Source organism: Peptoniphilus asaccharolyticus DSM 20463, from assembly GCF_900176115.1.
In the GTDB taxonomy this organism is placed as follows: domain Bacteria; phylum Bacillota; class Clostridia; order Tissierellales; family Peptoniphilaceae; genus Peptoniphilus; species Peptoniphilus asaccharolyticus.
On the sequence record NZ_FWWR01000017.1, the window covers coordinates 194,640 to 207,521 of the forward strand.

At 31.3% G+C, this 12,882-nt stretch carries 6 protein-coding genes; 4 read left to right on the forward strand and 2 right to left on the reverse strand.

Annotated features, from left to right (window positions below; all coding sequences use genetic code 11):
- The first annotated feature begins 44 nt into the window (after nucleotides 1-44).
- The 4 genes from B8869_RS10880 (at nucleotide 45) to B8869_RS10895 (ending at nucleotide 11,302) form a co-directional block, all read left to right on the forward strand.
- The gene (locus B8869_RS10880) at nucleotides 45-908 is read left to right on the forward strand and encodes a hypothetical protein (RefSeq protein ID WP_084231627.1); all 864 of its coding nucleotides are present in this window, start codon (nucleotides 45-47) and stop codon (nucleotides 906-908) included.
- Nucleotides 909-1,458: 550 nt separating this feature from the next.
- Nucleotides 1,459-4,254, forward strand: coding sequence for a GA module-containing protein (locus B8869_RS10885; protein ID WP_084231628.1), 2,796 nt, complete (start codon nucleotides 1,459-1,461; stop codon nucleotides 4,252-4,254).
- A 44-nt stretch (nucleotides 4,255-4,298) separates the two neighbouring features.
- Nucleotides 4,299-5,285, forward strand: coding sequence for an IS30 family transposase (locus B8869_RS10890; RefSeq protein WP_084229742.1), 987 nt, complete (start codon nucleotides 4,299-4,301; stop codon nucleotides 5,283-5,285).
- A 14-nt stretch (nucleotides 5,286-5,299) separates the two neighbouring features.
- Nucleotides 5,300-11,302: an S-layer homology domain-containing protein gene (locus B8869_RS10895; RefSeq protein ID WP_084231629.1), complete on the forward strand. Its 6,003-nt coding sequence runs from the start codon at nucleotides 5,300-5,302 to the stop codon at nucleotides 11,300-11,302.
- Nucleotides 11,303-11,655: 353 nt separating this feature from the next.
- Here the strand turns inward: B8869_RS10895 and B8869_RS10900 are convergent, their stop codons facing one another.
- Both B8869_RS10900 and B8869_RS10905 read right to left on the reverse strand, forming a co-directional pair.
- Nucleotides 11,656-11,799: a hypothetical protein gene (locus B8869_RS10900; protein WP_200806010.1), complete on the reverse strand. Its 144-nt coding sequence runs from the start codon at nucleotides 11,797-11,799 to the stop codon at nucleotides 11,656-11,658.
- A gap of 258 nt (nucleotides 11,800-12,057) precedes the next feature.
- Nucleotides 12,058-12,873: a DUF4300 family protein gene (locus B8869_RS10905; RefSeq protein ID WP_084231630.1), complete on the reverse strand. Its 816-nt coding sequence runs from the start codon at nucleotides 12,871-12,873 to the stop codon at nucleotides 12,058-12,060.
- Between the last annotated feature and the right edge of the window lie 9 nt (nucleotides 12,874-12,882).

A 12,882-nucleotide genomic window follows, 5' to 3' on the forward strand; every position in this document is an offset into this window, starting at 1 on the left:
GATGTAGCGTCTTGGGTAAATGTTAAGTTAGAAAAGAGGTTATTATGAAAAAATCATTTGAATATTTTAGAGCAAATCCTGCGGGAAATATAACAGGTTATGTAATAACTCCTGTGTATCCAGGTTATAGAAGAGCTTACGCAAAAGAAATTATAAAGAGAGATCCTTCAGTTGAGCAAGTTGGATTTATAAGTCCAAGCTATGATGGAGCACCTCTTAGAATGGATATGATGGGAGGAGAGTTCTGTGGCAATGCTACAAGAGCTTATGGTCTTTACTCAGCAAGTTTCTATGAAAGCGAAGGAGACGTGCTAATAGAAGTATATGTTTCAGGAGTAGAAGGTCCTACTAATGTCATAGTAAACCAACAAGAAAAAACAGCTTATGTAAAAGTTGAAAAGCCTGAAAGAATTATAGATGTAAAAGTTGACGATAAGGAATTTAAGGCAGTAGTCCTATCTGGAATAGTGCATTTAATAGCGAAAGATGTTGAAGAAGATTCTGAATTTGTTGAAAAAGCTTTAAAAGTACTTAAAGATGAAGTCGAAACAGAAGCTTATGGGGTTATTTTCTTAGACACTGACAAAAAAGAAATTATTCCGTATGTGAATGTACCATCAGCAGAAACTTTAGTTAGAGAAGGTTCTTGTGCATCAGGTTCAATCTCTGCAACATATATATTAAACGAAGATGAAGATCCTGACTTTGAAACAGTAATCAAAAATCCAAATGGCGAACTTGAAGTGTTTGCTGATTTCACAAATGGTATTGAGTACGTTATAGGTGGACCTGTAGAACTTGGAGAGATTGAAAAAGTTACTATAGACATTCCGGCAGAAGAAGTTAAGAGAGTTAAGATAGAACATCAAAAAGAAATCGAAACAATAAATAAAGTTGAAGAAGAATAAATAAAAGGCCCTTAAAGGCTGGTTTAATTAGGGATTTTAGAAAAACTGATTTAAATAGTCTTTAGGTGGCAAGAGAAAAGGTTAAGAACAGAGATGTTCTTAGCCTTTTTAATTTGATTAATTGTATAATAATAGATTTCCATTATCTTGACTTATCTTTCATAGTACGGGAATATGTGTATATCAAAAAGGGAGAGTTGTGTATGAAACAAAAAACATTGTAAATTTCTAATAAATATGATATAAAAATAATAAATCTATTAATAAAGTACTATATAAAAGAATATCCTAAAAGCTGAAAAACATTGAATTACTCACATATAGTGGGGGGGGTATTGAAAAAATAAATTCATAAATATTTATCTATACTTGTGAAGTTAATTCGATGAATGAAACGTTAGAGTGATAGATGTTAATTTATATCATTTGAAAAGCTTTGAATGCTTTATGTGTAATATAAAAATCATATTTTGATTTAGCATTTAAATTTAGTTTAGGTAGTATTTTATAATGTAGTATTTTTGTGTAAATTAAAATAAGGAGATGTAGAATGAAAGAAGATAAAAACAATTTTAAACCCCACAAACAAAAAAACAAATTGTCTGCTCCATGTATTTTGCTGGCATCATCATTAATATTCCCGATGATAACTAATACCGTATATGCAGGAGGAATTTATCAGACTTTAAATGATCCAAAGGGCACAAGGATGCTTTATTCCAATTATGGAAATCCTGAAAATGAACAAGTTGCAAAGCATGTAAAAATGGAAATTACTTTTCCAAAAGATGAAAAAGGAAATAATGCTTATTCCATGACAAAAAGAGAAGTTACAATAAAATATACTTTTAACGAGGTAGGTGCTTCTTTTAGAGGTCGTCCTTTCTATTGGTTTTCACTGCCTAAGGGGGTAACTGAACCTATAGAAATTAAGATGACTAATAAGAATACCAATAATACACAGGTATTAAAGAACTGGTATGAATGGGAAACACAATCAAGATTCGTAGCAAGTCGTTATCAAAATAAAAGTGATTCTGATTCATTTAATGGGGGACATTCAGATAAATGGGAAAGATATAATGATAGGACAAAAGAAACTTCAAGGTCTTACTTAGGTTCTTTAAATTGGCAATTTAACAGAATGCTTGATGACCAAGAGGGCGGATGGTATGACAATTCTGGGAATACAGTTGAATTTGCAAGAGAACTTAGAGAAAACTCTCGTTCAATATATATTGACTGGGAGTCTGCAAGTTCACCTACAGTTACAATAGAGGTAAAGACAGAATTAAAACCAGGTTATAAGTTAAGTTCTTTATATTTTGGTGCTGGTGTATTTACTCAAATGGGGAATATGAGACATGCTGTTCTAGAAAAAGTAGCGACGCCACACTTAATAACTATGGCAGAAAAGAATAAAGTTAAAATTCCTGACAAGAAACTTGTACCAAATCCTCAAAAGATCGGACAAGAAGAAAAAAACAGAATTCGCGACTTTATATGGAATAATAATGAGGGTGTGCGTTTTGATGTAACGAATCAAAGTAAGGATAGTATAACTGTAGCTGATAATGGAGATGTTACTATTGATTATTCTGATTACAGCAAGAAAACTATACCTGGAAATCTTATGTTTGGTAAGAGTGAGTCATATAGCACAAGAATATCTTTAAATATTCCTCAAAAAACTCAAGTAAAAGATGTTAATGATGTAAAACCAGAAGAAAAAGAAAAAATAAAAGATGCTATCTGGAAAGCAAATGAAAAAAATCCTACATTTATAGAAGGACTTGAAAGCAAGGATAAGATTGAGATAGGAAAAGATGGAACAGCTACAATTAAATATAAAGATGGAAGTAAGTCTGAAATCGAAGGTAGCAAACTTGTTTCCCAATATATTACACTAGCTAGTAAACATACTCCTCTTATTCCGGTACAAACAGGAGTAAAGAACAAAAACTCCTTAACTCAAGATGAACAGAAAACTGTAAGGGATGCACTTTGGAATATTAATAAAGAGAAACTTACAGGTTTTGGATTGACTGAGGATGCTATAAAAGTTGATCTACAAGGTAATGCTACTATAGATTATGGTGATGGAAGCAGTAATAAAATTCCAGGAACATCTTTAGTTTATCAAATTCCTAAAATAAGTGAACAAGTAGAGCCTAAGTTACCTCCACGTAGAGGTTCAGATAATCCAAAAGATTTAAAAGAAGACGAAAAAACTCAACTAAAGGATGCACTTTGGGATGCAAATCAAGGTATTCAAGATAAAATAAAAGATGGAAAAAATGGAATCAGTATTGAAAAAGATGGTACTGCAACTTTCACTTATATAGATGAATCTAAAGATGTAATTCCAGGAGTAAACCTTGTATATGAAAATGGTAAGGCTGGAAATATTACCACTGAAACAAAAGAAAGTAATGGTTATAAATATTTCTTAACTAAAATATTAGTCAAAGACATGAATAGTATAAGAGACGCTGACTATGCAGATGCGGCTAGACGTTTTGTCTTTGATAACTATGACTGGGATGGTAAAAAATCAAAGTTTGAAGAAGAAAAGAAGTCTCAATTCATGGTAATTGGCGGTGGCAAAGCTATTGCAGCACAAGGGCAAGGTTGGGCACTAAATAAAGAAACAGATATTAAGCTTACACCTAAAGCGGGTACTCAAAATTTAAATCTATCAAAAGGATTTGGTGTTAACGGAGTAGAGTCTATATCACACAATGCGGAGTATATAGAGGTTAAAGGTTTTAAAAAATACGGAACAGAACAGTTATTCCAACTAAATAAATCGGACCTTTTCGTTTCTAATGCTGGTGCTTTTGATAAAGATAAAGCAGTAGAAGATCTTAATAAAATTCTTGATGATTTAAAGAAAAAAGGTCTATCAGAAGACGACGCCAAGAAGATAAAAGATGAGATCGAAAAGAAAAAGAATGACGGAAGTTTAACTAAAGATGATATAGACAAAGCTATTGAAGAGGCTAATAAAAAAGCTCAAGAAGGCAAGCAAAAAGAAGAACTTGAAAAAGCAAAGAAAGAGGCACTTGAAGAGCTTGAAAAATTAAAGAACTTATCAGAACCTGATAAGAAGAATTTTGAGGATAAAATCAATAAGTCTAAAAACACTGATGAAGTTAGAAAAAATTTAGATGAAGCTAGAAAGAAAGATGCTGAAGAAAAAGCGAAAAAAGATGCGGAAGCTCTTTTACAAAAGGTAAAAGATGAAGCTAAAAAGACTATAGAAGGTTTAGATGGATTAATTAAGCAGATAATTTATCATAACAAGTGCAACATAAATAAACTCATAGCTAATCAGCTGTGTTAATATGTAAGTGACCAAACAAAACATATTAAAAGGAGTGATTAACTATGAGCTATAACCATCTTACCATAGAAGAAAGATCTTGTATTTACCAATTTTTAAATTTAGGAATGAGTATAAGGAAAATTGCACAAGCACTTAAAAGGTCACCTAGTACAATATCTAGAGAAATTAAAAGAAATTCATCTAAGATAAAAGTTAGTAGGGGAAGTTACACTAAGTACTTTCCGATAAAGGCAAATGATAAATATATTGATAGAAGAAAAGACTGCCATAGAAAAAGTAAATTTTCTAAAGATGTTATTGATTATTTAACTGTAAAGATTAACGAACATTGGTCCCCTGAACAAATATCAAATAGAAACACAAATGAGATTCATGAATTACCATCTACATCAACGATATATAGAATGATACACGCCAAAAAGCTGCCAAAAACTAGTATGAAAAATTTGAGAAGAAAAGCTAAATTTAAAAGGCCAGCAGAAAAAAGAGGAAAATTCAATGATAAAGGTAGAACAATTAAGAAAAGACCTAAAGAGATATACAGAAGGCAAGAATTAGGCCACTGGGAAGCAGATACAGTGGAATCAGGCAGATTAGATCATAAAAGGAAAAGTAGATGTTGTTTCGTAACTTTAGCAGAAAGAAAATCTAGATATTATATAGCAATCCTAGTTGAAAATAGAAAGTCGGAAAGCGTAACACCAGCAATAATAAATGCATTAAAAGATTATCCAAAAGAATTAGTAAAAACAATAACCTTTGATAGAGGTAAAGAATTTTCAGAATTTGAGAAAATAGAAAAAGAATTAGGATGCAAAACTTATTTTTGTGATCCCTATTGTGCATGGCAAAAAGGTACAAATGAAAATAGTAACGGACTTTTGAGGGAGTTTTATCCTAAGGGTATGGATTTATCAGAAGTGAATATTGATGAATTAAATTATAACTTAAGTTTAATGAATAATAGACCTAGAAAATGTATAAAATATAAAACACCTAAAGAAGAACTTTTTGGTCTCTTACCATAGGTGTTGCATTTGATTTGACAATTCGTCAGCAAGAAAAAGAAGACTTTAAAAATCATATTAACGAAGCCAAAGATGAAGAAAGCATCAATAAAATAGTTGAAAAAGCTAGAGAAGAATCTAACGAAAATAAAAAGAAAGAGGCTGAAAAAAAGGCTAAGGAAGAAGCTAAAAAAAGAGCAGAAGATGCACTTAATTCTTCTGATAATTTGACAAATAAAGAAAAAGAAGACTTTAAAAAGCAAATTGATGATCCAAATAAAACTGCTGAAGACCTTGATAAATTAGCTAATGAGATTTTAAAGAAGAATGAAGAGAATAAAGAAAAACTTCAAGATGCTAAAAATAAGGCTAAAGACGAAATCAATAAGAATAAATATCTGACAGAAGATGAAAAGAATAACTTCAAGAAAAAAATAGATGAAGCAAAAGATGAACAAGCTATAAATAAAGTAGTAGATGATGCTAAAGCCAAAAACCTTGAAAAAGCTAAAGAAAAAGCAATTGAAACAATAAATAAATTAAAAGAAGTTGATGAAACTGAAAAAGATAATGCTAAAACTAAAGTAACGACAGCTACTACAGTAGAAGATGTTGAAAAAGCATTGGCAGATATTCAAGCAAAGGATGCTAATAAGAAAGCTGAAAAAGATAAGGCTGAGGCTAATGCTCTAAAAGATAAATATAAAAAAGAAATCGAAAATATACCAGGGCTTGATGAAGCTAAGAAAAAAGAATATCAAGATATGATAGATGAAGCAAAATCAAAGGATGAAATGGATTCTATCTTAGATTTTGCAAAGGCGGATGCAAAGAGAAAAGATGGCAAGGATAAGATTGATGCTCTGACACATTTAAATAATAAACAAAAAGAAGAATTCAAGAGCCAAATTGACAATGTAGCTCCTACTCAAATTGATGATATTGTAGCAGAAGCAACTAAGACTGACACTAAGATGGAAACTCTTCAAAAATTAGTTGAAAAAGCGAATGGCGCTGATGTACAAAATGCGAAAAATAAAACAACAGATCAAACTAAGAAAGATGCTTTCGAAAAAGCTTTAGAGGACGCAAAGAAGGTAACAGACAAAGAAAATGGTAACTCAGCAAGTGGACCTCAAGTAGATAAGCTAATAGAAAATCTTAAAAAAGCAATTGCAGATCTTGGAGCTAATGCAGATGTAACAACATCAAAGACAGAGTTAGAAAAGGCTATAGAAGAAGCCGAAAAGGTTAAAGGAACATCAAAATACACAAATGCAACTGATACCTTGAAAAAAGACTTTGATAAAAAACTAGAAAAAGCTAAACAATTAAAAGATGATCAAGCTGCAAAACAAGATGCAATAGACAGAGCGGTAGATGAATTACAAGAGGCTCAAAATAAATTAGATGGTATATTTGATTTAGAGTTAAAGGATGACAAAGCAGTTTATATTAAGACAGAACCTACAGTAGGAACTGTTATAACAGATACAGATGATCAAAAGAAAATAGAAGATAAAATCAAAGATATACCTACTGGTGCTACAATTAATCATAAGGCAGTTGTAGATGAAGGTGGGGTTAAGAAGGCTGTAGTTGAGATTGTAGTTGGAAGAGATAAGAAAGAAATAAAAGTTCCAGTCAAAAAGGATGCAAAAGAACCAACTATAGAAATAGTAAAGGGGTCAACTACAGTTACAAAGCTAGATGATAGATTCCCAACAATTCGAATCACTGCCAAGGATAACGAAAGTGGACTTGACGGAGATTTAGAATTCGAAGGAGTTCCAGACTATTTAGAATTTAATAAACAACAAAATAAATTTATCTTTAAGACAGGAATTACACAAATTCCTAAGACTGCAAGTACTTTTACTATTAAAGTAAAAGCAAAGGATAAAGCTGGAAATACAAAAGAAGAATCTATTAAAATAACAGTGCAAAGTCAAAAAGATAAGTACCCGGCAAAACCAAAGGAAAATAAATTTACTAAAAACACCGGAGATAGTACTGGAAATGCTAGCGACTATGTATTTGTAAGTGAAACTACAAACTTCCCACAAGGAACAACATTTAAGTGGTTGGAAAATGGAAAAGAAGAGGATGACATTACTCTTGATAAAGATGGAGATAAGATAGAAAAAACGGTTCTTGTTAAATATCCTGATGATTCAACGGCAGAAGTAAAGGTTATATTTAATGTCTCAAAAACAACTTTAGGAGATCCAACAGCAGTAGAAAAGCTTAATAGTGATTTAGAGATTACACCTGGTCCAAATGCGACAAGCCTTTTAATAAAATATACGGATAATGCTGGCATGGAGCAAAGTGTAACTCTTACAAAAGCAGGAGAAGATTGGAACGGTTTAATTAAAGGCGTTACAGAGAAAGATGGAAAGATTACATTATCACATGAACTTACGAAGGAAACGTCAACTGTAAAAGTGCAGGCTAAGGCTGATAATTACAATGACAGTCAAGAGGTATCTTTTAATTTAACAAAAGCCAGAGCAAAAAGTCCTATAAAACCAGTAAAAATTAAGGGTGAAATCAAAGTTGGAGAAGAATTAGCTGCACAAGATGAAACTTTGGTATTAAATTCGCTAACAAATGAAAATTTAAACGGAGGCCAAGCGTCAATAGAACGTGGCGTAACAGTAAGAAAAGATGGAGATAAGAATGTAATTGATGTAAGGATCACTTATAAGGATTTCTCACAATCTAAAATAACAGTTCCTATAGTACAAGATAATTCTGTGCCAATTATAAACTTTAAGGGCGTTACTGATGATAAAGTAAGCATAGCCAAGTACGAAAAGTTTGCCGGCATAGAAATAGAAGCTACAGATGATGGAGCTGAATTAGCAGGCGATAAAATTACAGTAGAGGGACTTCCTGACTATATGGAATATAACCAAACTAGCAAAAAAATAGTTATAAAGGATTCAGAAAAATATAAGAGAATTCCAGAAAATGCTAAAATAGGTGATATTACTGTCACAGTAAGCGCTAAAGACGACATGGATAATTTAACAAAGAAAACTTTAACTATAAAGATTGAAAAAGAAAAGGATGTATTAGAAACAAAGAATCCTATTCAAATTGATGGTTCTGATAAGGTTGGAGAAGCTTTAAGTCCTGGAGATTCTACTAAAGTAGCTAATAGCATAAAACCTCAAGAAGCAAATGTAAAAATAACACTTCAAAATGATGGTAAAATTATGGATTTAGGTGGAAAATCTGTTGTTAAAGTTAAATTAGATTATGATGATGGATTCTCTAGAACAATTTTTGTTGAAGTTGAACAAAAGGCTAAAGATAAGTATGGATATAATCTTCCTGACAGTGATGACAAGGTAAAAGTTAATGATGACAAGAATTTAACTAAAGAAGAAAAAGAAAAAGTTAAAGATAAGATCAAGGAAAAGAATCCAGATATAACAGATGATTCTCATAACATTGAAGTTGGAGATGATGGAAGTGTTAAGATAACAAGCAAAGATGGAAAGGATGAAAGGGATAAGAAACCAAAAATTCCTGGAGATAAAGTTGTCGAACAATCAAATGCTTTGGAAAAAGAAGTTAATATTCCAACTACTAAGGTAAAAGTTAAAGATGCAAGTAAGCTTGATGACTCTGAAAAAGCAAAAGTTAAAAAAGCTCTTGAGGATGCTAATAATTTTGAGACAGGAACAAATATTGATATCAAAGGTGATGGAACGGCTGTTATAACATTCCCAGATGCTTCAACAAAGACAATTGAAGGTAAAAAATTAGTTGAAAGTGATTCAATCACTGGAACTATTGCATCAAAAACAAAAATAAATATACCTGCTGAAAAGACTAAAGTTGTTAACAAAAACAAGATAAGTGAAGATGAGCGTGAAGAAATCAGACAAAAACTTGCGGATGCAAATAAAGATCTTCCACAAGGAACTAGAATTGTTGTAAATAATGATGGTTCTGCTAAGGTGATTTATTCTGACGATTCAATTACTTCAATACCAGCTGACAAATTAGTTGAACTTAAGGCTCAAGAAGAAACTTTAGCAAACAAGAATCCAGCTAATAAACCAGCGGATAAGGTTAAGGTTGAGGATACAACTAAGTTGACTCAAGAAGAAAAAGATGTTGTTAAGGATGCGGTTAAAAAGGAAAATCCTAATGCTAAGGATATCATTGTCGGAGCAGATGGTACAACAACATTAGTATATGAAGATAAGTCAGAAAATGTGATACCAGGCAAAGATTTAGTGGAAGCTAAAGATCCTAATAAAAAGCCTGATTCTATAGCAAGTCAAAATCCTGCTGTTATACCAAAGGAAAAGACAAAAGTTTTAGACCTTAACAATCTAAATGATGACGAAATAGCTGAAGTTACTTCAAAAATCAGAAAAGAAAATGAAAAAGCTATTGATGTAATTGTTTCTAAAACTGGAAATGCGACATTAAAGTATGAAGATGGAAGCGAAAATACAATCCCTTCTACAGAGTTAGTAGAAAAATTTGTATCAAAAGCAGATCAAGCTAATATAGAAAATCCTGACAAAAAAGTTGTTGTAAAGGATTCAAATAGACTTTCTGATGAAGAAAAGAAAGAAGTTGAAAAGAACATCCGTGATAAGAATAATAATTTAGATGATACTGTAAAGGTTGAAGTGGATAATGACGGAAATGCTAATATAATCTTTGATGATGGCTCAACAAAATCAATTGATAAGAATAATTTAGTTGAACAAGATCAAAATATTAACCAAAAACCTAATCCAACTATTGCGGATAATACTGATATTGTAATACCGGAAAATCGTATAAGAGTTAACAATATAGTTTCATTGACACTTGAAGAAAAGGCGAAGGTTGAAGAGGCTATTAAGAAAGCTAATGAAGGAAAACTTACTGGAGCAACGATAGAAGTATTGGGAGATGGAACAGTTATAATTACCTATACTGATAACTCTATTGATCAAGTACCTGGTCATAAGCTAGTTATGGTGGACAAAAATGGAACAGACCCTGAAATATTAGTGCTTCCAGAGCTTCCTCTAGTAGAAGATTTAAAAGATCCTGCTAAAGATCGTATAAAAGAAAAAGCGGATGAAGAAAAATCTGAAATAGCTAATAGCCCATATATTAATGACAATACTAAGAAAGAGTTAGAGAAGAAAGTTCAAGATACAGTTGATGATATTCTAAAGAAAATAGAAGAAGCAACTAAGCCGGAAGATGTTATAAAGGTTATAGATGAGGGATTAAAAGAAATAGAAAATATATATCATCTTGTAAAACCTGAAGAACCTTCAGAACCTTCAGAACCTGAAGAACCTTCAGATGGATATTTTGGATACAATCCATTCTTTAGAATTTTCAATGATTCTACAAACACTACTAAAAATGATAAAAAAGTAGAAACTAAAATTGTAAATAGCTATATTGTTGGATATTCAGACAACACATTTAAAGCGGACAAGAGTATTACAAGAGCAGAAGCTGTTGTTATGCTTGCAAGACTTGAAGGGTTAGCATTAAATGATATGTCAAATAATATATTTAAAGACACTAAAGAAAACTGGTATTTACCATATCTTAATGCGCTTTACAACAAAGGCATGATTGAAGAAAAAATTGGAGAAAATTTTAGACCAAATGAGGCTATGACAAGAGCAGAGTTTGCAAAAATGATTTCTTATATTGATAAAAAGAACGATGCTAAAGCACCATTTAAAGATATAATTGGTCATAAATATGAAGCTGCAATAAATCAAGCTTTTGGAAATGGAAGAATTAAAGGTTATCCAAATGGTAAGTTCAAACCAGATGGAAAGATAACAAGAGCAGAAATTGTTACAATTTTAAATAATTTGTACGGAAGAAAAACAACTGCAAATAGTTTAAAGGATGTAAAAGTTGAAGGCTTTAAAGATTTAAAAGAAAGTCATTGGGCTTACTATGATATAATTGACGCAGCTTATACTCATCAAGTTAAAGTTGATAAAGGTAATGAAGTAGAACAATGGATAAGAATCATAAAATAAAATATTTATGATAAAAAGACGAGGTTATAAACTTCGTCTCAGAGTGAAGACAAACCCAGGAAAACTTCCTGGGTTTTGTTGTTTTTTTATGGCTCTATGTCAAATGTTGGAGAGGTTCGTTAACTCGAGTCTCTTTCTTTATGTAAAAATGGGCACATAGACGCAAATTAAGACATCAAAACTAAAATAACAAAAAACAACCAAAAATAAGTATGGCAAACAAAACCCCTAGGGGTTTTGCAAAATTTTTCCATTTTTCTAATCACTACTTACAAGCAAACATAATTCTCTTTCTAAACAAATTGAAATTTGAAAGTATTAAATGCTTAATTGCTTATTTGCTTACATGAAGCCTATCGGCACATTTTTTTTGCTGTTACAGCTATATCTAAAAAGTTAATGGCTGATCCAACTTTTCCTTTTTTAACTGAGTTTTCTGCGTATCTTTTACAAGCATTAACTTCTGTTTCTATTCTTTCCAAAATTTCTTGTTTCATACACAATTCTCCCTTTTTGATATACACATATTCCCGTACTATTAAAGATAAGTCAAGACAATGGAAATCTATTATTATACAATTAATCAAATTAAAAAGGCTAAGAACATCTCTGTTCTTAATCTTTTCTCTTGCCACCTAAAGACTCTTTAAATCAGTTTTTCTAAAATCCCTAATTAAACGAGCCTTTAGGGGTCTTTTTTAGTTTGAAAATTTATGTGAAAAAAAGAGCCCCGCCAATTCGGAACTCGGTGTAAGTTAATTTAAAAAGGTATCGTTTAAAGTGATTATCGGTTGTGATTCGGGTTGACCTTCAGAAAAATCATATTTATTAAGTAAATAATCTTTGAGTTGGGTTAAATTTGAGAATCTAACAACTTGATATGGTTCAGAAAAAGATAATTTTTCGATAAAAGTCAAACTATCTTTTTCTTCAATGAGTATTCCTGTATGGCCTACAAATAAATTATTTTTATTTGGATTCATAGATTGGTCGTGAATGTATACGCAAACCAATTTCACATTTGAATCTTTAAATTTAAAATCAAATTTTTTATAGTTCTCAGCAATTGTAGCTTTGTGGACTTCTATATCCTTTGTGTTTTGAGTTTTAAAACTTTGATATAGTGTGTTGAACTTAGCCATATCTTCTTCTGAGAATTTATCATGTTTTAATGTTTCGTGGTCGAATATAAGAAAGTCTAAAGAATTTTCATCAAATCCATTTCCATTAAATAAATTTTTATATAGAGTAAATGATGTTATTCTACAGTTGTAGCCAATGTAATCATTTTTCGCATTCCAATTATCTTGCAAAACATAAGGGTCATATTCTGGTTCCTTCAGTTGAGTGAAGTCCGCGACCATTTTTTCTGTGCCAACAGAGTCGTAGAATTTTGAAATCTGACTCTTAAAAGTGTCAACTTGTTCAGCAGATATTCCATTTTCAATAAGTTTATTTGAAATAGTGTCGATTGATTTTTCATCTATTAAATTAGAATAAGTAGGTGTAGTTTGTTTTGAACAGCCGACTATAAGAGCCAACAGCAAACTAATTAATAAATATTTTTTCATTTTAAGTTC